Raw genomic sequence first — 23,226 nt, 5'->3', positions numbered from 1 at the left:
GAGTCGTGACGTGCGAACCGTGACCGGACCCACCGACCGCGTCATCGTGGTCGGCGCCGGCCTCGGCGGGCTGGCCTGCGCGCTGCACCTGGCCGCGGCCGGGCGCCAGGTCACCGTGGTCGAGCGGGAGCCGGTCCCGGGCGGGCGGGCCGGGCGGCTGGCCGTGGAGGGGTACGAGTTCGACACCGGCCCCACCGTGCTGACCATGCCCGACCTGATCGCCGAGCCGCTGGCCGCCGTCGGCGAGAAGCTGAGCGACTGGCTGGAGCTGACCCCGCTGGACCCGGCGTACCGGGCGTACTACCCGGACGGCTCCACGCTCGACGTGCGTACCGACACCACCCGGATGGCGGCCGAGATCGCACGGGTCTGCGGCGCCCGCGAGGCCGACGGCTACCTGCGGTTCGTCGACTTCACCCGGCGGCTCTGGCATCTCGAACGCGACCACTTCATCGGCCGGAACCTGGACACCCCGGTCGACCTGCTCAACCTCAACCTGCTGAAACTCCTCGGCATGGGCGCGTTCCGGCGGTTGCAGCCGAAGATCGGGGAGTACTTCCGCGATCCCCGTACCCAGCGGATCTTCTCGTTCCAGGCGATGTACGCGGGCCTCGCCCCGCACGACGCGCTGGCCATCTACGCCGTCATCGCGTACCTGGACTCGGTCGCCGGGGTCTACTTCCCCAAGGGCGGCATGCACGCCGTGCCGAAGGCGCTGGCCGGCGCCGCCGAGAAACACGGCGTGACGTTCCGCTACGACACCACGGTCGAGCGGGTGACCACCGCGCACGGCCGGGCCACCGGAGTGGTCACGGCCGACGGCGAACACATACCGGCCGACGTGGTGGTGCTCAATCCGGACCTTCCGGTCGCCTACCGCGACCTGCTGCCGCCGCGCCGCGGCCTGCGGCGGCTGCGCTTCTCACCCTCGTGCGTGGTCCTGCACATCGGTTCCCGCCAGGCCTATTCGCGGATCGCCCACCACAACATCCATTTCGGTACGGCGTGGAAGGGCACCTTCGACGAGGTGATCCGCCGGGGTCTGCTGATGAGCGACCCGTCCCTGCTGGTCACCAACCCGACGCACACCGACGCGTCTGCGGCGCCCGACGGCCGGCAGACGTACTACGTGCTCGCGCCCACCCCCAACCTCGAGGCCGGGCCGATCGACTGGCGCGGCGGCATGGACCGGCGGTATGCCGACGAACTGCTGCGCGTCCTGGAGCGGCGCGGCTACGTCGGCTTCCGGGACGGTGTCGAGGTTCAGCGGATCATCACTCCCGCGGACTGGGCCGACGCCGGCATGGCCGCCGGCACCCCGTTCGCGGCCGCGCACACGTTCGGCCAGACCGGCCCGTTCCGCCCGTCCAACCTGCACCCGAGCCTGCCGAACGTGGTCTTCACCGGCTCCGGAACACAGCCGGGCGTCGGCGTACCGATGGTGTTGATCTCCGGCAAACTGGCCGCCGCCCGGATCACGGAGGTCTCCTGATGCTGTCCCGCGAAGCCGACCTGGTGGAACTCGTCGACGACCACGGCACGGTCACCGGCTCGGCCACCGTCCTCGACGCGCACGAGTCGCCCGGCCTCCTGCACCGGGCGTTCTCGGTGTTCCTGCGCGACCCGTCCGGACGGGTGCTGCTGCAACAGCGGGCCGCCGCCAAGACCCGGTTCCCGCTGCGCTGGGGCAACACCTGCTGTGGGCACCCCCGGCCGGGCGAGGAACTCACCACCGCCGCCGGCAAGCGCCTGGCCGAGGAGCTCGGTGTCGAGCCGGTGCCGTTCACCGAGGTCGGCGTCTACGTGTACTTCGCCGAGGACCCGGTCACCGGGCGCGTCGAGCGGGAGTACGACCACGTGCTGCTCGGTGACGTACCCGCCGGACTGGAGTTCCGGCCCGATCCGGCCGAGGTCGCGCGCCTGCGCTGGATCACGGTCGACGACCTGCTCCGGGATGTCCAGGCGGCCCCGGAGGCGTACGCGCCCTGGCTCGGCGGGGTGACCGAACGCCTGGCGTCACACCTGCTCGCCGCACCGGAGGGGCCGGGTGGGCGATGAGGGCCTGAGCGCCGGCGCGGCCGCTCGCCGTCTCGGCGTCGCGGTGACCACGCTGCGCACCTGGCATCAGCGGTACGGGCTCGGGCCCAGCGCGCACGAGCCCGGCCATCACCGGCGGTACACCGTCGAGGACATGGTCCGCCTACAGGTCATGCAGCGGCTGACCGCACAGGGTGTGGCGCCCGCCGAGGCGGCCGCCTGGGCGTGCCGCTCGCCTTCCGTAGGAGACCCGGTTGCCTCGCCTTCCCTCGGCGACCCGGTTGCCTCGCCTTCCGTAGGAGACCCGGTTGCCTCGTCTTCCGTAGGCGACCTGGTGACCGTCAACGGGCCGGCCGGGGGCGGGCAGACCATCGCGCTCGGCGGGCGGGCCGACCCGGCCGCCCGTGGACTGGCCCGGGCCGCCATGCGGCTGGACGGGCCGGCGATGCGCCACATCCTGGAATCGGCGGTCACCGGCCGCGGGGTCACCTTCGCCTGGGAACACGTGATGATGCCGGTGCTGATCGGCATCGGCGAACGGTACGAGGCAACCGAACGGTTCGTCGAGGTCGAACACCTGCTCTCCCGCTCGATCACCGAGGCCCTCAGCATCGTGCCCCGCCCGTCGCGCGAACTCGCCCCACGGGTTCTGCTCGCCGCGGCCGACGAGGAACAGCACACCCTTCCCCTGGAGGCGCTGGCGGCCGCGCTGGCCGAAGGCGGGGTGCCGAGCCGTCTGCTGGGGGCGCGGGTCCCACCAAGAGCGCTGCTGGACGCGGTGGACCGTACCGGCCCCACCGTTGTGGTGCTCTGGTCCCAGGTGCCCGCCACCGGAGACGTCATCCAGCTGGACCGCCTGCTGGCCTTGCCCCGCCCGCCACTCGTGATCGGGGCCGCCGGACCCGGCTGGCCGACCGCCTCGCTGCCCCCGCCGGTGACCCGGCTGACCGGCCTCACCGGCGCCGTCCACGTCGTCACGGCCGCCTGCGCCTGACGTTTACCCTGCTCAGAGCCGTGAGAGCAAGAAGGGGGGGTCCCGGTTTGAAGATCAGCACGGGTATCGCATATGCTTTGCATGCCTCAAGCGGGGGGCGCGGTTGGGGCCAAAACCACCAAACGTTGCCAGTCGCGCAGCCAGCGCGATGTGCAATGATGGCGGAGTTGCCCTCATCGTCTAGTGGCCTAGGACGCCGCCCTTTCAAGGCGGTAGCACGGGTTCGAATCCCGTTGGGGGTACTGGTAAGTTAGCAGCGCGAGTTGCTGACAAGCCAAACGGCAAGACAGTTACATAGCAAGGTCCTGTGGAGCAGTTGGAGTGCTCGCCGCCCTGTCAAGGCGGAGGTCGCGGGTTCAAGTCCCGTCAGGACCGCAAGGCAAGTTAACGGCCAGGTAGCTCAGTTGGTACGAGCGTCCGACTGAAAATCGGAAGGTCGGCGGTTCGACCCCGCCCCTGGCCACCAGGCTCTTCGCCGGGCACTGAGCACCGTCCACCAGCGTTTTCGCGCGGTGGACGTTTTGCTTTCCGGGGCTGTTTCGCCATCGCGAAGTCGACCTCTGGTGACCGCCGATTCCCCATGATCGCCGTCCCAGGTCGGACCTTCGCCGCACACCGATCCGCCTCTGCCCCGACCGCCGCTGTGACCCGCACACCGCGGTAGCCAGAGATCAATTCAGCAGTACGGTGCTGGTGCTGCGTGTTCGCTAGTCCTTGAGCGACCAGTCAGCGTCGCCGTCCTTGACTGTCCCGTCGTTGTACTGCGCGCTGTTGGAATTCGGCCATACCCCATTCGGGAAGCTGATGGGATCGACTGCCTCGCCATGAAGGGTGATCAGGGCGTTGACCTGTGTTCCGAGGAAGGCAGCGAGTACGCCGACAGCCGTCGCGATGGCCATCGTGTTGACGGCTCCAGACTCCAGGAAGATCATCGCGCCGACGGCGGAGAAGACAGCCGTGCTGATGGCTGTGGTGGCGGCGACCACCTCGGCGATGAGCTTTGCGATCACGCCTGCGACCACGATGTAGAAGGCCAGACCAGCACCGGCGCACAGCATGAGGTTGTCGGACGTGGTCTTGGCAATGGATCCGATGCGGCCGGCGGCGGCGGATTGGGCTGCTGCTGCACCGAGGTAGGCCTCGCGCCCCTTGCCGGACCAATCGGAGTTGTCGATCACCAGATTTTGGGTGGTGATGTCGGCTGAAACCCCGTTCGCGGCAGCCTTGAGGTCCATCCACTTGTACGCATCCATGAACATGAAGATCGGCGCGGTGGTGCCCTTGAACACATCCAGGATGAAGTTGAGGATCTCGGTCCCCAGTTCGACAGTCTCCCGGGCGATCCACTGGAGCAGTTCCCCCAGGACCTCGGCCACGTACCACTGGCTGGAGGCGCTGTCGGCCGCGGGGATCACCTCGGCGAGTCTGGCCTCAAAGGTCTTCGTTCCGCGCTCGATCTCGCCGATTACTGCCTCGTACTGTGCCAGGCTGAACATCGTTTCCCCGATTCAGTAGACATCCTTGATCCGGTGCGCGCCCGCCCGGTCTTCGGACTCGTAAACATCCGCCGCACGGCGTAGCGTGCCGGCCATATCCGTCATCGCATCCCGGCCCTCCATGCAGCGTGCAGCCATGGCTCGAACGACTTCGTTGTACGGGCTCACCATGATCTGAAACAGGCCGGCCTCGACCCGGCCGAACTCCATGGCCTCGACCTGTGCGCCGAGTTCGGCGAGCCTCCCGCCCTGCGCAGCCCATACCGATGCCTCGGAGCGCAAAGCCTCAGTTGCCAGCGACACGTCTTCCGAACTGGGCAGGCCCATCACGAGTCCCCACTCGTCGGCTGCCGGGCGAAGGCGTTCAACGTGGCCAGAGCATCACCGATCAAGGCATCGAGGTCGGCTTTCACTCCATCGGACGGCGGCAACTTGCGCCTGGCACGACGTAGTGCGGTCAAGAGGCCATCGGTGATCAGGCTGGCCGTGCGATTACGCGCCCAGTCCGGCTCGATGAAGCACTCACTGAGACCACCGGAGTTCAGCGTCAACATGACATGATGTCCGTCATCCGTTCCCTCGACCTCGACAACCGGAGACGGCTCGTTCGCTTGGCTCGCAGTTGCGCGCAGGGTCCTCATGATCTTCTCGTTGAACTCACCGTCCAGCTGCCGACGTCCCACGGGCGACCTGGGCACCGGCCCGTTGCTTCGGAACGGACCCTCCTGAGGCCCTGCGTCCGCTTCCTGCCGGCGCCTCCACCAACGGCGTTCATCCAGGCTTCCAGTAAATGCCTGGGTTGCTGCCTGTCCGGCGTCGTGGGTGGCGTCGAGAACCGCCTGTCCTAGCTGTTCCGGCTCCATCCGGTCCTGCCACCGATCCCGCACCTGAATATCAGTCGGCAGCCCATCTCGCCCGAGTACCACCGACACGCGTCCGCTCGCGTCATAGCCTTCCGACCGTTCGGGTGCGGCAGACGCCAACTCGCTTGCCAGTTGGCCCAGTTCGGCGGCACGCTGCTGAAGCCTCTGCAAGCGTTGCGTCAGATCCGAATCCACCTCAGCGCGCCTCTCTCGTTCCGGACGCCTGCACGACCGCACGGCCTCCCAGAGCAACCAGCACAGCCGCGCAAGTCAGCAGTAGGCCCACGGCGAACTGAGCACTGTCGGCGAACAGGAAGAGGAACGCCATCACCGCCACAAGAGCAGCAGCGACGATCGACATTGCCACGGCGATCGCACGCGTCGCGGATCCGGTGGTGTGCCGAGCAATGACGGCCGATGCGCAAACCACAATGGCGGCCCCGACGGTCACAATCAGGGTCCCGAGCCGACCGAAGAGCGTCGCGTCTGCGACATCATCGGAGGATGTCACCAGGAGCGCCACGGTCAGCAGCAATATCGAAGCCGTGCTGCACAGCATCAGCAGGGTGAAGCCACCGAAGCGTTCCCCGCGACTCGTTCGCCCGGCCATGGCGCCTACTCCTCGTCCACGAGCTGTCCGACAGGGTGTTCGGGTCAGCTATGTGCGCGAGTGGCTACTTGCGTAGTCAACTGGTCGCACAGATCCCTAGAGATGGAAGCCGACCTATCCACAGTCGTACACGCCCTCGTGGACGGGTTGGTTCACCGCGGCTTCGGAACATCGCTTACCGGGAATCCGACAGTCAGGATGCACTTGAACGCGCGCTGCCTCGGCGATCTTCATCCACGCACGCAGTCGGGCGAAGCTGGTTCGGGCCAACGCTGCGATGTATTCCGGGATGGTGTGGTGGCGTTGCGGACCAGGCCCAGGGCCAACTCCTCACCGATTCGGTGTGGCGGCGGGCCATCCAGGCGGCGCGTTCACCACGGCAGGATCGTCGCCCCGGTCTTTCACCCGTGCTGACCTGTCCTTATGTCCCTGGCTGAAATCGTAAGGCCGGCGGGTCGACCCCGCCCCGGGACACCATCACCGAAACTCGGTATGCAAGCCCTCACCCGCGATCAGGCGGTTGCGGGCTTCGCCTTTCTCCGGGCTCTGCACATCGGGACGGCTATTGCCGCGGGCTGGGCCCGGCGGCGAAGACGGGTCGAACGGCCCCTGTCGGCGTGCCTGTTCCCTGCCGATGTGAGGGACAACTATCGCGCTGGTTGTGGCCAAAGGAGGCGGCATCATGGTGCAGGCGACTTCGTCAGCTAAGGGTTCCGGGGAGAACGGCTACCGGATCGGGTCGAGTCATGATGCCCCGATACCTACGGGGACGGCCTCGTCCGGCGGCGGCAAGTTGCCGCCGATCGTGTGGCAGCGCACCGACTACGGCAAGATCATGCGCGGGGATCTGCTCGGCGCCGGGAAGAGCGTGGTGATGGCGCTGATCGGGATAGCCGTCTTCGTCGCCATCGGGATGGGCATCGCGCTCCTCGTTACGACGATCATCAATACCCTCGGATACGACCCGTCGTCGTCGTACTGATCCCGGTTCTGCTCTTGGAAAGGGAAACGGCCCGGCCGCTGAACGCGGCCGGGCCGTCCCGGTGAGAAACGCTGATCAGGAGAGACGGCCGAGGATGCCCGCAGACGAGGCGGTCACACCGTAGGGCGAGTCGGGCACCGACCGGTACTCGCAGGATGCCTTGCCGCTCTTGAGAACGAGGCAGATGTCGACGCCGGAGCCACCGGTCACCTTGTCCTTGGCGCTGGCGCTGCCGATCGCCTGGAACTGGCTGTTGATGTTCTCGCCGACGAGAATGTCGTCGCCGGAGCCGCCCTTGATGGTGTCGTTGCCGGACTGGCCGAGCACGGCGTCATCACCGGAGCCGGAGTCGACGATGTCGTTGCCGGAACCGGCCTCGATCAGGTCTTCGCCACTCTCGCCGTAGATCGTGTCGTTGCCCGAGTTGCCGAAGACCTCGTCGCCGAGACGGTACGGGTCGCCCGGGACAGCGACACCGGCGCCCGCGTACACCTTGTCGTTGCCCGCGCCCGCGTAGATCTTGTCCAGGCCCGCCGCACCGTTCAGCAGGTCGGCACCCGCGCCGCCGTAGAGCCGGTCGTCGCCGTCCTGGCCGTAGATCTTGTCGTTGCCGGTGCCGCCGGAGACGTTGTCCGTGCCCGCGCCGCCGTAGACGATGTCGTTGCCGGAGTTGCCGTAGATGACCTCGCCGCCGGCGCCGCCGTAGATCTTGTCGTTGCCGCTGCCGCCGACGATGCGGTCGTTCGCCGAGCCGCCGACGAGGGTGTCGTTGCCGGCGCCGCCGTCGATGGAGATCCCCAACGCGGTCTTGTTCTTGACCCAGTCGTTCTTGTCGCCGAGGTTGACGGAGAGGGAGCTGATCTTCGTGGCGGTGCAGGTGACCTTGGTCTTGTCACCGGCGACCGCGGCACATCCGGCGCCGGCCTTGATGGTGACCAGGTCGTCGAGGGTGACGGTCTGGCCGGAGACGGTGATGGTGAGCCCGTTGGTCTTGCCCGTCGAGGCAGCGAAGCTGACCACGCCGTACGCGTCGACCTTCGCCGAGCCGACCGCGGCGGCCTGAGCCGGGGCGGCGAGCAGAGCGGTGGAGCCGACGGCCGCGGCGGTCGCGCCGATCATGGCGAGGAGCTTGCGGTTGGGCAGGTACATGTAGGAACCCCCGTGATGAACCCGGCCGGAACCCCAGCCAGTGATGCCGATGATAATAGAACGGTACCGTTTCGACGTCATGCCTATATTTAGTGACTCACATCACTGGACTGACGTCAGGTGTACGAGGCCCGGATCTTCGCGACCCGGTCGAGGATCGTGGCGACCTCCGCCGACGGGGCAACCGAGAGGGTGCCCGTCTTTTCGGGGAACTCGAAGAGCTCGCAGCCGGCGGTCCGGGCGCCCGGGGTCACCAGGCAGATGTCGCCGATGGTCGCGTGGGCGCCGCCGTTGACCAGGTCGGTCGCGGTGGCGCTGCCGATCGGCGCGTCGTTCTCGTCGACGTCCTCGTTCACCAGGATGTCGTCGCCGTCGCTGCCGTAGATCGCGTCGTTACCGCCCTCGCCGAACGCGACGTCGTCACCGGTGCCGGCATCGATCAGGTCGTCGCCCTCGGATCCGAACAGGACGTCGACGTCGCCCTCACCGAAGAGCCGGTCGTCGCCCGCACCGCCGTCGACGTAGTCGCCGAAGACGAACTCGCCCTCCTCGTCGACGTAGGTCACCTCACCGGCGCCCGCGTAGACGACGTCCCGGCCCGCACCGGCCAGGACCGAATCGGCGTCGGCGCCACCGAGGATCCGGTCGTCGCCGTCCTCACCGATCAGGAAGTCCTCGCCGGCCTCGCCGTAGATGCTGTCGTTGCCGGAGCCGCCCCTGACGAGGTCGCCCCCCGCACCGCCGAGCACGACGTCGCTTCCGCTCGCGCCCTCGATGATGTCGTCGCCGGCCTCGCCGTACGCCCGGTCGTTGCCGGTGCCCGCATAGATCTGGTCGTAGCCGGTCCCGCCGCGCAGGGTGTCGTTGCCGCCCTCGCCGTACAGCTTGTCGATGCCGCCGTTGCCGTACAGCGTGTCGTTGCCGCCGCCACCGCGCAGCTCCTCGCCCGCCGCGCCGCCGATCAGGGTGTCGTTGCCCAGGCTGCCGGTGGCCACCAGGTGGACCGAGGTCTTGTTGCGCACCCAGTCGTTCTTGTCGCCGAGGTTGACGTCGAGGGTCGCGGTCTTGGCCGAGGTGGTGCAGCGGACCTTGGTCCGGTCCCCGGAGACGGCCTTGCAGCCCTTGCCGGGGGTGATGGCGACCTTGTCGTCGAGCGTGACGGTCCGGCCGGAAATGGTGATGGTGAGGCCGTTGGCCTTGCCGGTGACGGCCCGGAACTGGACGGTCTTGCTACCGACGACCTTGGCCGCACCGCCGGCGGCCGCCTGCGCGGGCGCGCCGAGGAAGGCGGTGGAAGCGACCGCGGCGGCGCCGGCGCCGATGACGGCCAGCATCCTGCGATTGATCAGGAACATGTGATCCCCCGTGAGCACTGGTCAGGGTCGGTGCCGCTGACACATCGGCAAGGATCGTAGAACGCTACCGTTTCGACGCGCCTCGGCCGAACAGATGATCCACAGAAGAGAAGGAACGGCCCGGCCGGAGAAGCAGCCGGGCCGTTCGAAAGGTAGGTGTTACCTACTTCGCCGCGCGGATCTTGGCGAAGCGGGAGAAGTCGCCGGCCTTGCCGGCCACCGAGAGGCCCGCCGAGTCGGTCACGACCCCTTCGCAGAGGCTGGTCGTGGAAGAGCCCGTCACCAGGCACAGGTCCGAGTTGTTGCCACCGTTGACCCGGTCGGCCGCGGAGGCGCTGCCGACCGCGAGGAAGGTGTCGCCGTAGAAGGTGTAGTCGTCGCCGGCGAGCAGGTCGTCGCCGTCGTCACCCCAGATGGAGTCGTTGCCGTCGTTGCCCTTGACGACGTCCAGGTCGGCACCGGCCGAGATCCGGTCGTTGCCGGTGCCACCCTCGATGATGTCGGTGTCACCCTCGCCGTAGATCACGTCGTTGCCCGCGTCACCGTAGAAGGTGTCACCGTAGATGTCGCCGCCGGAGACGTACTCGCCGGTGCCACCGAAGAGGTAGTCGTTGCCGTCGGCACCGCTGAGGACGTCCACCTCGGTGCCGCCGTTGAGGAGGTCGTTCCCGCTTCCACCGTGGAGGTTGTCGAGACCGGCGTTGCCGTAGAGCTTGTCGGCGCCCGTCCAGCCCGAGGCCCGGTCGTTCCCGGCGCCGCCCACGATGTAGTCGTTGCCGGTCTCGCCGAACAGCTTGTCGTTGCCGCCGTTGCCGTAGAGCTTGTCGTTGCCGCTGTCGCCCTGCAGCTCCTCGCTGGCGTTGCCACCGATCACGGTGTCGTTGCCGGAGCCGGCGTCGGCGAGCATGTAGACGTTGGTGTAGTTGCGCACGTAGTCGTTCTTGTCGCCCAGCGCGACGTTCAGCTTCGCGGTCTTCACCTTGGTGGTGCAGCGAACCTTCTTCGAGTTGACCGACTTGCAGCCCTTGCCGGCCTTGATGGCGACCTTGTCGGTGATCGTCACGGTGCGACCGGAGATGGTCAGCTTCACCGAGTTCGACTTACCGAGAAGGGCCTGGAACTGGACCGTCTTGGTGCCGACGACCTTGGCGAGGCCGGCCGAAGCCGCCGCCTGGGCCGGGGTCGCGAAGAGAGCGGTGGTGGCGATCGCGATGGCGGTGGCGCCAACAGCGGCAAGAGTCTTGCGGTTGATCAGAGACATCGAAAAAACTCCCCGTTCGAGAGCGGGCGGAAGCCGTCCACGAAGAAGGATCGTAGAACGTTACCGTTTCGGCCCGCTCGCCCGTTTGCAGTGACGCATGTCACTAAATCATTTCGTACGTGTGTCAGCAGCCGAGTACAGCCCCCACCCGGCGGCCGAGCGGGCGCATCGTGACCCGCACCCGGTCCACCCCCGCCGACGCACGGAGCACCGGAATCGGCGAGCAGTCGAAGTCACGCCCCAGCGCGGTCAGACGAAGAGCCTCGTCCTCCACCCGCACCCCGTCGACGGCCGGCAACCCGCCGAGCGCCTCCCGCACCGCCGAGCGCTCCTCCACGCTCGCGTCCGGCACCATGTACACCGCGACGGTGAACTCGCGCTCGGGCGTGTGCCGCCAGCCGGCGTAGTACATGACCCCGGTGGCCGAGGCCGCTCCGAGGATCAGCGTGACCGCGGCCACCGCCAGAAGCAGGAGCCAGCGCCGATTCCGCTCCACATCGAACACTTCCCCGTCGGTCATGAAGCGAGAAGTTATCTCAGCGCGTCCGCACACGGTTGTCCACAGGTCCGCGAACGGGCCTTGTACGGTCCCGCCCGTTCCTCCAGAGTGTGTTATCGGGATCGGTCAACCCGGACGCGAGGAGGCGTCGTCGTGCAGACTTTCACGAACGATGCGGAGCAGGCGGCCTACACGCTCGCTGAGGCGCTCAGCGAGAAGGCGCTGTCGTGCATGAAGCACGCGGAGGAGGCGGCCGAGGCGTTCCGCGCCGGGAAGATGGCGATGCGCCGCCAGTTCAAGGCTCGCGGCCTCTCCGAGGCGGAGGCGGACATCCGCTGGTCCGGCACGTCACAGGCGGCTCGCGCGATCGCCGACAACAGCTTCTTCATGTCACAGGCGTCGATGTACAACAACGCCGCCGCCGCTCAGTACGCGAAGGCGCTCTACCTCAAATCGAAGTGACCTCGGTGCCGCCCAGGTGGGCGACCTGCCCGGCCTGGAAGCCGCGGAGGATCCCGCTGCCCCGCAACCGTCGCGGCCGCATCCGGGCCAGTTGGGGGTAGGCCTCGTCCCGCCGGCGCTCGACCAGGTCGGTCCGGTCGACGAGCACGATCTCCGCGCCCGGCGTCGCGGCTGCCGCGGATCGTTCGGCCGCCCAGAGCCGCCCGCTGATCGCCTGGGTGTAACCGGCCATCCACGATCGGCGGTAGGCCGCCGCGTGCTCGCCCTCCGGCACCGGGCTGGCGGCGAGGCCGTGCGCGGCCTGCACCAGAAGAGAGGTGAAGAGCAACTCGACCCGCTCCAGATCGGCCGTGTGCCCGAAGAGGTGGCTGCGGGCCAGCCCGCGCCGCTCGAGATGGACCACCCGGCAGCGCATCGGGGCGGCTACGGCGGCGAGCAGTCCGGCCTTGTCCCGCGCGTAGGGCGGATCGACGGTGACGACCCGGTCGCCCACCGGGTCGGCCGTGGGATCCTCGGCGGCGACCATCGCCTGGTCGACACCGTATTTGGCGATCAGCTCGGCGGCCTTCGCGGTGAACGCCTCGGCTTCGCCGGGCGTACAGGCCGGATCCTCGGCCATGGCGAGCAGCTTGCGCACCCGGGCCAGCAGGGCGTCAGACATCAGAGGTACGCGTGAAGCAGGTCACGCGGCCCGATGGCGCAGTGTCGCGACCGTCGACCCGGCCAGCGCGAGCAGGCAGTCCGGCAGGGTCCCGTCGGCGATCGCCGCACCGAACAGCGCCTCACCGGTCGGGAAGTCACCGTTCACATACGCACTGACGAACCGGGCCACCCACCGCTTGTCGTAGCGCGCGTCGTCGATCCCGGGGAACTCGAGGGTCCAGGCGCCACCGCCGGGAACCTGCCCGACCATGGTCGCCGCGAGGCACCAGGCGACGTCCCAGGCACCGACGACACCGTCCCGGTCGACGACCGCGTCGAAGGTGTCGGCCACAGCCGCGCTGTCGCCGCTGAGCGCACACTGCAGAACCTGCGCGGCGTCGTCGAATGCGTGCTGTGGTACTTCGGTCACGTCAGAAAAGGTACGTCGGACCGTCAAGGAACGCACGGCGACGAGGGAATTCAGGCACCACGGAGAAGACAGGTGATCCGGGCGGTGCAGACACGGTCGCCGCCCTCGTCGGTGATGACCACCTCGTAGGTCGCCACCGCCCGGCCCCGGTGGACCGGAACGGCCACGCCGGTGACCAGCCCGGAGCGGGCCGCCTTGTGGTGGGTGGCGTTGATGTCGACGCCGACGGCGAACGGCCGGTCCACGGTCCGCCCGTGCAGCACCGCACCGACCGAGCCGAGCGTCTCGGCGAGCACGCAGGACGCACCGCCGTGCAGCAGACCGTACGGCTGGGTGTTGCCCTCGACGGGCATGATGCCTACGACCCGTTCCGCGGTGGCCTCGGTGATCTCGATGCCCATCCGTTCCGCGAGCGCACCGCCGCCACCGCTGGTGAACAGGTGTTGCTTGCCGTCTTCAGCAATATCCACGTCGGCGTACGTTACGCCCGTCGCCGGGCCGGACCAGCGACAACCATCACAGGACCGGGGACTGACCGATTGAACCGATGGGTACTGAGCGGCCGTGACGGCCGGCCCCTCGGCCGACGAGAGGAGCACCATGACCGATCCGCAGGAGACCGTGGAGACCCGCGGCGACGATCGCGTCGACCTGCTCGCCAAGGACACGAGTGGCGACGGCCGGCCGGACGTCTGGGTGTCGGACACCGACGGCAACGGCAAGCCCGACCTCTACCAGTTCGACACCGACGGGGACGGGAAGGTCGACCTGACCATGGTCGACCTGGACGAGGACGGCACCCCGGACGTGATCGTCGACGGGGACGGCGGCCTTCCCCCGGCCTGACGCCGTCAACTCCCCAGAGCTGACAGCGCCACCCACAGCACGGCGATGGCCACCGCGGCGGTGCCCACCGTCGAGGCGGTGTGCCGCCAGGATCGTGCCCCCTCGACCGCCTCCGGATGCCCGAGAGCGGCGAGGGTGGCGCGGTGCTCGCGTACCGCGGTGGCCTCCGCTTCGGCCGGCCCGTCCGGGTCACGGCTCAGCGCGACGGCGAGGGCGGCCTGGGCGCGCTGCAGACGGCGTACCGCTGATCTGGCTTTTCGGCCCGCGTGCACCGCGGCGTGCCGCCGGGCCGCGCCCCGCCGGGAGCCGGACCCGAGCACCCGCAGCTCACCCTCGGTGATCAGTGCCGGGTCGCGGACCGTGGCCAGGACTCCCACGTAGTAGGCCGCCTCCCGGTCGTGCGCCCGCCGCACCAGGTAGAGGACCAGCAGTAATGGCGGTAACCCTTTGAAGACGAGCACCGCGAGCAGGGCCGGCGCGCCGTCACCGAGGCTCTCCCGGAACAGCGGCGAGTTCCACAGCGAGTGCGAGGCCCAGGCCGCGAACAGGGCCAGGGCGGCGACCGCGATCCGGCGACCGCGGGACCGGTGCCGGTTCACCACCAGATAGCCGATGCCGGCCCCGGCCAGGGCGCCGAACAGGGTGTGGCTCCAGACCCCGGCCAGGAACCCACGAACCAGGAACGTGGTGATCACCGGCTGCACCTGGTCGCCCTCGCCGGCCTGCTGTACCGCCCCGATCGCGAAGACCACGTCCTCGACGATCTGGAAACCCAGGCCGACCAGCGCCCCGTAGACGATGCCGTCGAGCACGCTGTTGACCTGTGCCCGGGCGATCAGCACGATCGCGACCACACCGAGCGTCTTGGCGATCTCCTCGACCGTCGGCCCGGCCAGAGCGGCGCCCCACTCGGCGGCGAGGTCGGGCGAGCCGAGCTTGGCGATCAGGTTGTCCAGCGCGATGCTGCCCGGGATCGACACGCTGGTGGCGACCAGGCCGCCCCAGGCGAAGGCGAGCACGCGCAGGCTCGGTGGCTCGCGTTCCAGGAAGTCCAATTCCGAGACGAACAGCCAGAACGGTACGGCGAGCAGGGCGAAAAGCAGGATCGCGGTGGTCGTGGCCACCGGGTAGGCGGTGAAGAACAGCACGGCGATCTGGGAGATCCGTACGGCGCCGGCCGCCAGGATCGTGATGACCACCCAGAACGCGGGCTGCCGGAGGAACGCTGCCGACCGGGTGGTCCCGGGCCGGACGGCGTCGCTCATTTCTCCGTCTCGTAGCGCAGGGTGCGGGTGCTGGCGTCGATCCGCGGGAGCGCCCTCTCCAGGTCGGCGTCGTTCCCGCTGACCATGACCTCGATGATGAGCCCGTCGGCGACGAAGACCGCGTACCGCCCGTCCCGGTCACCGGCGGTGTACCCGCCCTCGACCCCGGCGAGCCCACCGGCCGTGGAGACCGTGAGGTGGGTGCCGGTGACCTGGTTCCCGGAGGTGCCGGTGATGCGCTGTCGCAGCCGGACGGCCGCGGCGGTGAGGTCGCCTTCGAAGGGTTCGACGCCGATCGCGTACTGCACGCGGCCGAGCCGGAACAGTGCGGTCCCGCGCTCGGCGCCCGGCCTGGTGCCGGTGGCGTCGAGGCTCGCCCCGTCCGGCGGCACGATCGTCACGCCCGCGGCGACCCGGTAGGGCTCACCGGCGGCGACCGGTCGTTCGGCCGGAACGGCCCGGTCCAGGGCGGGGAGACCGAAGGCGAGAACGGCCAGAATCGATGCCAGCGCGAGTGCGATGAGCAGACTCAGGATGCCGGGCAGGTCGGTGAGCTGACGCCGAGTGACCCTCCCCATCCGTCCAAGCTAACGGCGGCGACCCGCCGCTGTCCGGAGAACCGGAGTCCGGACACAGTGGATGGTCGATCAACCTGGCAGATTACGGATTTGTCCGTTTTTCCGATAAGTGCTGTGACGGCACGATCGCGGTAAGCCATACCCCGTTGTCACTGCGGTGGAACACGTGCCCCTGCTCCGCCATCACCCCCGCCGCGACGCGGAGGACGACCACGTCCGGCGAGCGCCGGCGACCGACGGTCACGGCCGTCGGCACGTCGACCGACAGGTGTACGTGATGACGGCTCCGCGGGCGCAACCCCTCCCGGAGGATCGCCTCCAGATTCGCCCGCGGGGTGCCGTGGAACAGCTCGGCGGGCGGAACCGCGGGCGGCAGATCGAGATCCACGGCGACCCGCCGGGAGTGCCCCTGGCTGGCCCGGATCCGGTCGACCCCGTCCGGGCCGGTGGACACCGCGAAGCGTGCCTTGTCGTTGTGCGCGACCACCTGGTCGAGCTCGGCCCGGGTGACGCCGAGGGCGGCCAGCAGCTCGGCGACCGGCACCCAGCCGTTCGCGTCGAGGGTCAGGCCGGCCGTCTCCGGCCGGTGCCGCAGAACCAGGGACATCCGCTTGCTGAGGCGCACCTGGTCACGGTTGAGAACTGTCATTCCATCAACTCCATGACCGCAAGGTAGTACGGGTGGTCGTGGTCGTCGATGGATTTCAGGCGCCACGCGGTGCCCTTGAGCAGCTCCTCCAGCTCGTCGACCGAGCAGTTCAGGTAGTCGAACCAGTCGCTGGCCACCTCCCGGTAGCGCAGCCGGATCCGCAGCTGCCCGCCGAACCGCCCGCGGGCCCGGTTCTCCTCGTGATAGGCCACCTGCACCGGATCGGTCGTCCCGTACGGGTCGGTGCCCTGCGCCACGATCCGCGCGCCGGGCGCCGCCAGCCGGGCCAGCGCGGCCAGGAACGCCGGCGCCCGCTCCCGGCCCTCGATCAGCCCCAGGTTGTTGCCGAGCAGCAGGAACGTGTCGTACCGGACGCTGGCGCGGGAGAACTCGTCCACCGTGTTCAACACGGTGTCGCGCAGCCCCCGCTTCCGGGCCACCTCGATCGCGCCGGCCGAGGTGTCCAGCCCGGTGACCGCGATCCCCCGGCGCTGCAACTCGACGGCCGACCGGCCGGCGCCCACCCCGACGTCGAGCACCCGGCCCCGGCAGAACGTCATGGCCCGGTGGTCGAAGGGCCGCCAGTCCGCCGGCTCACTCAGGTAGTGGGCCGCGAGCGCCCCGTTGATCAGCCCGTCGTCGCGCTCGATCACCTCGATCACCGGTCGCGGGTACCGCCCGCCGGCCAGGGGACGCCGCCCGGCCCCGATGTGCACCGCGTACGCGTCCCGGATCATCTCGCCGAAGGCGTCACCGGTCGTCGGCTCTGTCATGGTCACTACTCTTGACGCATGGCCGCACTGGAGCAACTAGGCTCGGAGAAGTACGTCCTGCTCACCACGTTCCGCCGGGACGGGCGGGCGGTGCCGACCCCGCTGTGGGTGATACCCGACGGCTCCGGTCTGGGCTTCTGGACCGTGGCGGGCAGCGGAAAACTGAAGCGGATCCGCAACAGCGGCCGGGTCACGGTGGCCGCCTGCGACATGCGGGGCAACCCCACGGGCGAGGCGATCGAGGCGACCGCGCGGATCGGCGACCACGACGACCGGCTGCGCGTCGGCGAGGGCATCAAGAAGAAGTACGGAATCGTCGGACGGCTCACCATGCTCGGCAGCCGACTGCGACGCGGCATCGACGGCACTGTCGCCGTATTGGTCGACTGACTCACCCGTACCCCGGAAAAGGAAGAAGGCGCCGACGAATGCCGGCGCCTTCAAACAAAGCCCTCAAACGAAGAAGGGGCGATCGCCTTCCCCAGCGTTCGCCCCTTGCAACGATTTTCGGTCGACTGGGTCAGTCGCCCTGGCGCTGCGTGGGAATCTGCCCCTGCAGCAGGGCACGAACCTCCGACTCCCGATAGCGACGGTGGCCACCCAACGTGCGAATTGCGCTGAGCTTGCCCGCCTTCGCCCACCGAGTCACGGTCTTCGGGTCGACACGGAACATCGACGCCACCTCGGCCGGCGTTAGTAGCGGCTCAGGATCGTGCGTACGCGATGCCATCGGTCACTCCTCCACAGGTGCCTAAAAACATCGGCCGGGGTCCCGCCGGCCGGTGCGTCTCTCATGGTCCGGCTAGTCCCCGATGTCCGACATGGGCCGAACGGACGAACGTCCCCAGATAGACGGATGAAGCATGCCCGATTTTTGCGTGTTTTCTACGCCAGATAGTGTCTCGTTTAGTCCGATTATCACGCTTCGCCCGGCAGTGATTACGAAGAGTGCTCGCTTCGGGAGCGCTTCCATGGGCAGAGTTACGTGCCCGTCTGTCCCATTTCCGCAGGTCAATTGCACCGTTCAAGAAGTTGGACGACACGCCAGCGCGCCACCAGCTCCTCATATGCCTCGGTTGCTGACTCAGTGTCACCGCGAGAAAGTGCCGAAAGTCCGGCTGCCACCAGTCCGGGGGAATCGTCCGCTGTCAGGCTGTCCTCCGGTAGGAGGTTGACGAGGCCGCCGTAGTCGAGCTCCACCACCGACCGTGGATGGAACTCCTCCAGCCAGCGGGTGCCCTCCTCGACCGCCTCGGTGATCGGCGCGTCGCCCAGCGACTTGCGCAGCACCGAGACCGCCCGGTGGGCACGGCGCCGCGCCTTCGAGATCTCGGTCCGGTAGCGCAGCACCCGCCGCCGGCTGGCCAGCGAGATCTCCCGCTCCTCCAGGTCGACGAAGGCGAACCAGCGCAACGGCACACCCCACGTGGAGATCTGCTCGTGCACCCGGGGCACGCCCTGCTCGAGGACCTTGGCGCCGCTGCGCCAGTCCTCCACCACCGCCTTCGCCTGGCCGGCCAGCACCGGCGGCACGAAGGCGTCGGCCAGCACGGCCGGCACACCGTCACGCGCGTTCAGCGCGGCCTCGGCCACCCGCAGACGCAGGTTCCACGGACAGACCAGCACGGCGCCGTCCCACTCCAGGACATAGGCCTCGTCGGGCAGGTCGGGCAGCCGGGTCCAGCCGGCGCCGAGCGCCTCGAGTACGGCGGTGCGCTGGCGGGCCGGGCCCTCCACGAGGCCCAGGTCGCGGCCCTCCCGCGCGTACTCACGCCAGAAGACCTGCCGCTCCCGGTCGAAGGCGGTCAGTGGCTCGTAAACCCGTAGGTACGACGCGAACAGTGACGGCACGGCGCGATCCTTTCACGAAATCGGCCGGCTGGAACTTCCCGCACGGACGTAATCGCCGCGCCATTCGCACGACTACGCTCCTGGTGACCGGCTCAACCCCGCCGGGAACATGGCCCCACGAAGGCCTCGCAAGAGATCAGGAGTCCAACCATGGACGTGTTTGACGCCAGTGGGCACGAACAGGTCGTCTTCTGTCAGGACCGGGAGACCGGCCTGAAGGCGATCATCGGCATCTATTCCACGGCGCTCGGTCCCGCGCTCGGCGGCACCCGCTTCTACCCGTACGAGAGCGAGTCGGACGCCCTCGCCGACGTGCTCAAGCTCTCCCGCGGCATGGCCTACAAGAACGCCCTGGCCGGACTGGACCTCGGCGGTGGCAAGGCGGTCATCTGGGGCGACCCGGCCCGGCTGAAGAGTGAGGCGCTGCTCCGGGCGTACGGGCGGTTCGTCGAGTCCCTGAACGGCCGCTACTACACCGCCTGCGACGTCGGCACCTACGTGCAGGACATGGACGTGGTCGCCCGCGAGACCCGGTACGCGACCGGCCGCAGCGTGGAGCACGGCGGCGCTGGCGACTCCTCGGTGCTCACCGCCTGGGGCGTCTTCCAGGGCATGCGCGCCGCCGCCGAGCACACCTGGGGCACCCCGTCGCTGCGGGGCCGCACGGTCGGTGTCGCCGGGCTCGGCAAGGTCGGCCGGTACCTGTGCGGGCACCTGCTCGACGACGGCGCCACGGTGGTCGCCACCGATGTCAGCGAGGCCGCCCGTACCTGGGCCCGCACCACCCACCCGCAGATCACGCTGGTGCCGGACACGACCGCCCTGATCACCTCGGACATCGACGTCTACGCCCCGTGCGCCCTCGGCGGCGCGCTGAACGACGACACGGTCCCGGTGCTGCGTGCCCGGGTGGTGACCGGCGCGGCCAACAACCAGCTGGCCCACCCCGGCGTCAGCAAGCTGCTGGAGGACCGCGGCATCCTCTACACCCCGGACTATCTGGTGAACGCCGGCGGCGTCATCCAGGTGGCCGACGAGATCCAGGGCTTCAACTTCGAGCGGGCCAAGCTGCGGGCCACCGGGATCTTCGAGACCACCGGGCGCATCCTCCAGCTCGCCGGCGACGAGGGTGTGCCGCCCGCGATCGCCGCCGACCGGCTCGCTGAGCGGCGGATGGCGGAGGTCGGCCGCCTCCGCTCGATCTACCTCGGCTGAGGGCTTCGAGGGCCTGCCGCGCGCCGCTGGAGAAGCTCATCCGCGACGCGCGGCAGTGTCACACGCAACCCGAGGTGCCGAACGCGCCATCGTCCATGTACCGTAAGACCCACGAGAGATGCCTGACGTCATCGGGGACCGCCTTCGGGCTGCCCCGAATTCTGTGCGAGGGGGTCGAGCCATGGGGCGCGGCCGTGCTAAGGCCAAGCAGACGAAGGTGGCCCGGGAGTTGAAGTATCACTCCCCGAACACCGACCTCACCGCCTTGCAGCGCGAATTGGCGGGTGCCCGCCAATCGGACCGTCACTTCGACGACGACAACGACGAGTTCGTCGACGATGACGAGGACGACGCTGCAGACGACGACCAGGACACCTGGGAGCAGGACCCTTGGTCGCCGACAAGGCGGCGCTGACCCCGTTTGGCACAGAGCACGCGGATTGACCGCGTGCTCCGGTGTGTCACGTGGTCACGATTCCTACGGTTGACAACGAAGCCCACGCGGGCTCTCTCCGCGTGGGCTTCGACCGAATCACGCGTCAGCGTGGCCGGTTGTTCCAGTTGTAGAACGTAGGAATGTTCTCGAAGTGGTTCCAGGCGCAGACCGCCGACCCGCCATCCTGCGGCGTCTCCTCGGCGCGCTGTCTGCGGGCCGCTTCCGCCTCCGCGATGAGCGCGGCCAGTCCGGCCCGGGTGTCGTGCACCCGTGCCGTCACCGGATCCGTCTCCACGCCGTCAGACAGCCGTGGCCTCGTGATCTCGGGCATGGTCCAGCACTCCCTCCAATAGGCGAATCTTGCTGTTCCGGCAGTGGTCCGTCTCGGTGACGTCGAACCTGCCGTGTTCGAAGTACCGGTTGGCCGCGTGTGCACCACCGCAGAAGCCGAAGTAGGGGCAGGCGCCGCGGCATGCCTCGACACCGCGGAGGAACTCCTGGATCCAGGGCGTCCCGGTGGCGCCGGCCAGGATCTCCGGCAGTGGGGTGGTCAGCACGTTGCCACTGGTGAAGTCGCCGTACCGCGGGTCGTGGAAGCCGGCCAGTTCGGGCGAGAGCAGGACCACCGACCCGTCGTGGGCGATCGTCGGGATCGGGTCGTGCCGGCGCGGGAGCAGCTCGTCGGCGCTGCCGTCGAGGACCGCCGCGGCGTAGCGCAGCGACCACTCGACCTCCCGCAGGTGGATCCGCGGATCACGGCGCCATGCTCCGACCAGCTCGGCCCAGAAGGCGCTCACCGCGGCCGGATCGTGCCGGTTCAGCCGGGTGTTGACGCCCTCCAGCTCCTCCACGTTGATGCCGAGCACCTCGCAGCCCAGGCCGAGGAAGTACTCGTACAGCTCGGTGGCGACGCCGGGACCGGGATCACCGACCACGCACAGGGTGGAGAACGGGATGCCGTGGGCGCGCAGCCGGTCGATGCCTCGGATGATCAGGTCGTAGGCGGGTTTGCCGCCCCGGTCCACCCGGTCACCGTTACGCCGGCGCGGCCCGTCCACGCTGACGCTGACGCGGACGTCGTGCTCGGTGAAGAACTCGCACCAGTCGTCGTCGATCAGGGTGGCGTTGGTCTGCACGTGATGCTCGACACCCGCGCCGAACGGCGCGAACAGCGCGGCCAGGTGGTCCCGGCCCGCCGCGAGCGGCTCACCCCCGTGCCACACGACCGAGAACCTCCCGGTACGCGCGAAGCCGGCGACTCCGGCCGCCACCGCCTCGGCCACCGCCACCGGCATCTTCCGGTTCTCCCGCCGGAACGGCAGGTAGCAGTAGTCGCACGCCAGATTGCAGAGCGTAGTGGGCTGCATGACAACGTACCCAGGCTCCGCCGAGACGCCCCGCATCCCGCTCCACGCGACCGCCATGGTCACGCACCTCCGTCCGGCCTCCACCGGTGACCGCTGACATACGCACTCAGCTCGCCCCGGTGGAAAACCTTGAGCCAGTGACCCGTGCGGCGCCAGCCGCCCGGGTCGGACCGTGCGGCGCTGGCCGCCCGGTCAGGTTAGGGCACCCAGTCCACCAGAACGCGAAAGATCCGCATGTGCCGGACATCGACACAGGCGGATCATTTCACGCTCGGACTGTTACCAACCAGAAGTAACTGCCGGTCAGCCGCGGGTGTACGAGCTCATCATCTGCACCTCACCGGTGCCCTCGACGACCTCGCCCACCTGCCACGCCTCGACGCCGCGGCCGGTCAGGTAGGCCATCGCACGGTCCGCGTCGTCAGAGGAGACGACCGCGAACATGCCGACGCCCATGTTGAAGGTGGCCTCCATCTCCGTGTCCTCGATCCGGCCCTTGGCCTGGATCAGGTCGAAGATCGGCTGCGGGCGCCAGGTCGAACGGTCCACCACGGCGTCCATGGTGTCGGGGAGGACCCGGTTCAGGTTGCCGGGGATGCCGCCGCCGGTGACGTGCGAGAACGCCCGGACCTCGGTCTCCTCGATCAGGCCCAGGCAGTCCTTGGCGTAGATCTTGGTGGGGGTGAGCAGCTCCTCACCCAGGGTGCGCTGCGTGCCGAAGTCGTCGACCACGGTGTCCAGCCGCATCCGGCCGGCGCCCAGCAGCACGTGCCGAACCAGCGAGTAGCCGTTGGAGTGCAGACCGGACGAGCGCATCGCGATGATCGCGTCGCCCAGCTCGACCCGCTCCTTGCCGAGGATCTCGCTCTCCTCGACCACACCGACGCCGGTGGCGGAGACGTCGTACTCGTCCGGGCGCAGCACGCCCGGGTGCTCGGCGGTCTCGCCGCCCAGCAGGGCACAGCCGGCGTACCGGCAGCCGTCGGCGATGCCGGCACCGATCTCGGCGACCTTGTCCGGGACGACCTCGCCGCAGGCGATGTAGTCCAGCAGGAACAGCGGCTCCGCGCCGCAGGCCACCAGGTCGTCCACGACCATGGCGACCAGGTCGATGCCGATCGTGTCGTGGATGTCGAGCTGCTGGGCGATGACCAGCTTGGTGCCCACGCCGTCGGTGGAGGAGGCCAGGATCGGGCTCTTGTACTTAGCCGTGTTCAGCCGGAACAGGCCGGAGAAGCCGCCCAGGTCACCGATCACCTCGGGCCGGGAGGTCTTCTTCACCTTGGACTTGAGCAGCTCGACGGCCCGGTCGCCGGCGTGGATGGAGACACCCGCTTCCGCGTACGTGGCCGGGCGCTTGCGCGCGCCCCGGCCGGAGCCGGCCGTCCACAGCTGACGGTCGCCTCCCTCGGCGCCGTTGGATCCGGCACTGCTGCGCTCGGACACGTGCGTCACGGTTCTCCCCT

Annotated in this window: 29 protein-coding genes and 3 tRNA genes; 12 read left to right on the top strand and 20 right to left on the bottom strand. The window is 68.9% G+C overall.

Translation table 11 applies throughout. The features are described from left to right. The first annotated feature begins 10 nt into the window (after positions 1 to 10). The 6 genes from crtI (at position 11) to KZ829_RS31260 (ending at position 3,497) form a co-directional block, all read left to right on the top strand. Complete coding sequence (gene crtI, locus KZ829_RS31285; RefSeq protein WP_220147444.1) at positions 11 to 1,492, top strand: phytoene desaturase family protein; 1,482 nt, start codon at positions 11 to 13, stop codon at positions 1,490 to 1,492. Continuing rightward, positions 1,492 to 2,058, top strand: coding sequence for an isopentenyl-diphosphate Delta-isomerase (gene idi, locus KZ829_RS31280; RefSeq protein WP_220147443.1), 567 nt, complete (start codon positions 1,492 to 1,494; stop codon positions 2,056 to 2,058). The genes crtI and idi overlap by 1 nt, the downstream gene beginning before the upstream one ends. Next, positions 2,048 to 3,031 carry a MerR family transcriptional regulator gene (locus tag KZ829_RS31275; RefSeq protein ID WP_220147442.1) on the top strand — a complete coding sequence of 328 codons (984 nt, stop codon included), beginning with the start codon at positions 2,048 to 2,050 and terminating at the stop codon, positions 3,029 to 3,031. Before idi ends, KZ829_RS31275 begins: the two co-directional genes overlap by 11 nt. Positions 3,032 to 3,200: 169 nt before the next feature. Next, a tRNA-Glu gene (locus KZ829_RS31270) sits at positions 3,201 to 3,273 on the top strand. A gap of 59 nt (positions 3,274 to 3,332) precedes the next feature. Continuing rightward, positions 3,333 to 3,406, top strand: a tRNA-Asp gene (locus tag KZ829_RS31265). A 14-nt stretch (positions 3,407 to 3,420) separates the two neighbouring features. Continuing rightward, positions 3,421 to 3,497, top strand: a tRNA-Phe gene (locus KZ829_RS31260). A gap of 241 nt (positions 3,498 to 3,738) precedes the next feature. On the opposite strand, the gene KZ829_RS31255 is transcribed toward KZ829_RS31260, so the two are convergent. The 4 genes from KZ829_RS31255 to KZ829_RS31240 are packed head-to-tail and all read right to left on the bottom strand — an operon-like array spanning position 3,739 to position 6,000. After that, on the bottom strand, positions 3,739 to 4,527 hold the full coding sequence (locus KZ829_RS31255) for a hypothetical protein (RefSeq protein ID WP_220147441.1): 789 nt from the start codon (positions 4,525 to 4,527) through the stop codon (positions 3,739 to 3,741). 12 nt (positions 4,528 to 4,539) lie between these two features. Then, on the bottom strand, positions 4,540 to 4,854 hold the full coding sequence (locus KZ829_RS31250; protein ID WP_220147440.1) for a type VII secretion target: 315 nt from the start codon (positions 4,852 to 4,854) through the stop codon (positions 4,540 to 4,542). Beyond that, positions 4,854 to 5,585: a YbaB/EbfC family nucleoid-associated protein gene (locus KZ829_RS31245; RefSeq protein ID WP_220147439.1), complete on the bottom strand. Its 732-nt coding sequence runs from the start codon at positions 5,583 to 5,585 to the stop codon at positions 4,854 to 4,856. Before KZ829_RS31245 ends, KZ829_RS31250 begins: the two co-directional genes overlap by 1 nt. Before the next feature lies 1 nt (position 5,586). Next, entirely contained in the window at positions 5,587 to 6,000 is a 414-nt protein-coding gene (locus tag KZ829_RS31240; protein ID WP_220147438.1) for a hypothetical protein, read from the bottom strand. A 682-nt stretch (positions 6,001 to 6,682) separates the two neighbouring features. Here KZ829_RS31240 and KZ829_RS31235 point away from each other — a divergent pair. Beyond that, positions 6,683 to 6,982 (top strand): hypothetical protein, encoded by a 300-nt coding sequence (locus KZ829_RS31235; protein ID WP_220147437.1) that lies wholly within the window; start codon positions 6,683 to 6,685, stop codon positions 6,980 to 6,982. Positions 6,983 to 7,057: 75 nt separating this feature from the next. Here the strand turns inward: KZ829_RS31235 and KZ829_RS31230 are convergent, their stop codons facing one another. The 4 genes from KZ829_RS31230 to KZ829_RS31215 form a co-directional block, all read right to left on the bottom strand. After that, positions 7,058 to 8,131, bottom strand: coding sequence for a calcium-binding protein (locus KZ829_RS31230; protein WP_220147436.1), 1,074 nt, complete (start codon positions 8,129 to 8,131; stop codon positions 7,058 to 7,060). Between the two features lie 116 nt (positions 8,132 to 8,247). Next, on the bottom strand, positions 8,248 to 9,486 hold the full coding sequence (locus KZ829_RS31225; RefSeq protein ID WP_220147435.1) for a calcium-binding protein: 1,239 nt from the start codon (positions 9,484 to 9,486) through the stop codon (positions 8,248 to 8,250). 163 nt (positions 9,487 to 9,649) lie between these two features. Then, the gene (locus KZ829_RS31220) at positions 9,650 to 10,747 is read right to left on the bottom strand and encodes a calcium-binding protein (RefSeq protein WP_220147434.1); all 1,098 of its coding nucleotides are present in this window, start codon (positions 10,745 to 10,747) and stop codon (positions 9,650 to 9,652) included. A gap of 124 nt (positions 10,748 to 10,871) precedes the next feature. After that, positions 10,872 to 11,267: a hypothetical protein gene (locus tag KZ829_RS31215; protein WP_220147433.1), complete on the bottom strand. Its 396-nt coding sequence runs from the start codon at positions 11,265 to 11,267 to the stop codon at positions 10,872 to 10,874. A 132-nt stretch (positions 11,268 to 11,399) separates the two neighbouring features. Between KZ829_RS31215 and KZ829_RS31210 the strand changes: the two genes are divergently transcribed. Further along, positions 11,400 to 11,708 carry a hypothetical protein gene (locus KZ829_RS31210; RefSeq protein ID WP_220147432.1) on the top strand — a complete coding sequence of 103 codons (309 nt, stop codon included), beginning with the start codon at positions 11,400 to 11,402 and terminating at the stop codon, positions 11,706 to 11,708. On the opposite strand, the gene KZ829_RS31205 is transcribed toward KZ829_RS31210, so the two are convergent. The 3 genes from KZ829_RS31205 to KZ829_RS31195 are packed head-to-tail and all read right to left on the bottom strand — an operon-like array spanning position 11,695 to position 13,181. Beyond that, the gene (locus tag KZ829_RS31205; protein WP_220147431.1) at positions 11,695 to 12,369 is read right to left on the bottom strand and encodes a DUF2786 domain-containing protein; all 675 of its coding nucleotides are present in this window, start codon (positions 12,367 to 12,369) and stop codon (positions 11,695 to 11,697) included. The genes KZ829_RS31210 and KZ829_RS31205 overlap by 14 nt on opposite strands. A gap of 21 nt (positions 12,370 to 12,390) precedes the next feature. Further along, a complete protein-coding gene (locus KZ829_RS31200; protein WP_220147430.1) occupies positions 12,391 to 12,780 on the bottom strand; it encodes a hypothetical protein in 390 nt (129 codons plus the stop codon). Between the two features lie 50 nt (positions 12,781 to 12,830). Then, positions 12,831 to 13,181, bottom strand: coding sequence for a hotdog fold thioesterase (locus tag KZ829_RS31195; protein WP_183225842.1), 351 nt, complete (start codon positions 13,179 to 13,181; stop codon positions 12,831 to 12,833). A 199-nt stretch (positions 13,182 to 13,380) separates the two neighbouring features. Here KZ829_RS31195 and KZ829_RS31190 point away from each other — a divergent pair, with 199 nt between their 5' ends. Next, the gene (locus tag KZ829_RS31190) at positions 13,381 to 13,626 is read left to right on the top strand and encodes a hypothetical protein (protein ID WP_183225708.1); all 246 of its coding nucleotides are present in this window, start codon (positions 13,381 to 13,383) and stop codon (positions 13,624 to 13,626) included. 5 nt (positions 13,627 to 13,631) lie between these two features. Here KZ829_RS31190 and KZ829_RS31185 read toward each other — a convergent pair whose 3' ends face one another. From KZ829_RS31185 to KZ829_RS31170, 4 genes are all read right to left on the bottom strand, one after another. Further along, the gene (locus tag KZ829_RS31185; protein ID WP_220147429.1) at positions 13,632 to 14,891 is read right to left on the bottom strand and encodes a PrsW family intramembrane metalloprotease; all 1,260 of its coding nucleotides are present in this window, start codon (positions 14,889 to 14,891) and stop codon (positions 13,632 to 13,634) included. Then, positions 14,888 to 15,469, bottom strand: coding sequence for a hypothetical protein (locus tag KZ829_RS31180; protein ID WP_220147428.1), 582 nt, complete (start codon positions 15,467 to 15,469; stop codon positions 14,888 to 14,890). The genes KZ829_RS31185 and KZ829_RS31180 overlap by 4 nt, the downstream gene beginning before the upstream one ends. Positions 15,470 to 15,551: 82 nt before the next feature. Continuing rightward, positions 15,552 to 16,118: an RNA 2'-phosphotransferase gene (locus KZ829_RS31175; protein ID WP_183225711.1), complete on the bottom strand. Its 567-nt coding sequence runs from the start codon at positions 16,116 to 16,118 to the stop codon at positions 15,552 to 15,554. Next, positions 16,115 to 16,891, bottom strand: coding sequence for a class I SAM-dependent methyltransferase (locus KZ829_RS31170; RefSeq protein WP_220147427.1), 777 nt, complete (start codon positions 16,889 to 16,891; stop codon positions 16,115 to 16,117). Before KZ829_RS31170 ends, KZ829_RS31175 begins: the two co-directional genes overlap by 4 nt. 18 nt (positions 16,892 to 16,909) lie before the next feature. On the opposite strand from KZ829_RS31170, the gene KZ829_RS31165 reads away from it, so the two are divergent. After that, positions 16,910 to 17,281 (top strand): PPOX class F420-dependent oxidoreductase, encoded by a 372-nt coding sequence (locus KZ829_RS31165; protein ID WP_204296677.1) that lies wholly within the window; start codon positions 16,910 to 16,912, stop codon positions 17,279 to 17,281. Between the two features lie 130 nt (positions 17,282 to 17,411). Here the strand turns inward: KZ829_RS31165 and KZ829_RS31160 are convergent, their stop codons facing one another. Both KZ829_RS31160 and KZ829_RS31155 read right to left on the bottom strand, forming a co-directional pair. After that, positions 17,412 to 17,621: a BldC family transcriptional regulator gene (locus KZ829_RS31160; protein ID WP_014687221.1), complete on the bottom strand. Its 210-nt coding sequence runs from the start codon at positions 17,619 to 17,621 to the stop codon at positions 17,412 to 17,414. 281 nt (positions 17,622 to 17,902) lie between these two features. Continuing rightward, on the bottom strand, positions 17,903 to 18,742 hold the full coding sequence (locus tag KZ829_RS31155; protein ID WP_220147426.1) for a DUF8083 family protein: 840 nt from the start codon (positions 18,740 to 18,742) through the stop codon (positions 17,903 to 17,905). Between the two features lie 150 nt (positions 18,743 to 18,892). On the opposite strand from KZ829_RS31155, the gene KZ829_RS31150 reads away from it, so the two are divergent. Continuing rightward, complete coding sequence (locus KZ829_RS31150) at positions 18,893 to 19,957, top strand: Glu/Leu/Phe/Val family dehydrogenase (protein ID WP_220147425.1); 1,065 nt, start codon at positions 18,893 to 18,895, stop codon at positions 19,955 to 19,957. 181 nt (positions 19,958 to 20,138) lie between these two features. Further along, positions 20,139 to 20,372 carry a DUF3073 domain-containing protein gene (locus KZ829_RS31145; protein WP_220147424.1) on the top strand — a complete coding sequence of 78 codons (234 nt, stop codon included), beginning with the start codon at positions 20,139 to 20,141 and terminating at the stop codon, positions 20,370 to 20,372. A gap of 124 nt (positions 20,373 to 20,496) precedes the next feature. Here the strand turns inward: KZ829_RS31145 and amcA are convergent, their stop codons facing one another. From amcA to purM, 3 genes are all read right to left on the bottom strand, one after another. Next, positions 20,497 to 20,724, bottom strand: coding sequence for a multiple cyclophane-containing RiPP AmcA (amcA, locus tag KZ829_RS31140; RefSeq protein WP_220147423.1), 228 nt, complete (start codon positions 20,722 to 20,724; stop codon positions 20,497 to 20,499). Continuing rightward, on the bottom strand, positions 20,693 to 21,796 hold the full coding sequence (gene amcB, locus KZ829_RS31135) for a cyclophane-forming radical SAM peptide maturase AmcB (protein ID WP_308285736.1): 1,104 nt from the start codon (positions 21,794 to 21,796) through the stop codon (positions 20,693 to 20,695). Before amcB ends, amcA begins: the two co-directional genes overlap by 32 nt. A gap of 267 nt (positions 21,797 to 22,063) precedes the next feature. Beyond that, entirely contained in the window at positions 22,064 to 23,215 is a 1,152-nt protein-coding gene (gene purM / locus KZ829_RS31130) for a phosphoribosylformylglycinamidine cyclo-ligase (RefSeq protein ID WP_183225719.1), read from the bottom strand. Between the last annotated feature and the right edge of the window lie 11 nt (positions 23,216 to 23,226).

The sequence above is a fragment of the Actinoplanes hulinensis genome, assembly GCF_019429605.1.
In the GTDB taxonomy this organism is placed as follows: domain Bacteria; phylum Actinomycetota; class Actinomycetes; order Mycobacteriales; family Micromonosporaceae; genus Actinoplanes; species Actinoplanes campanulatus.
Note: the sequence above shows the minus strand (reverse complement) of the source record. Positions and strands in the feature narration are given on the sequence as shown.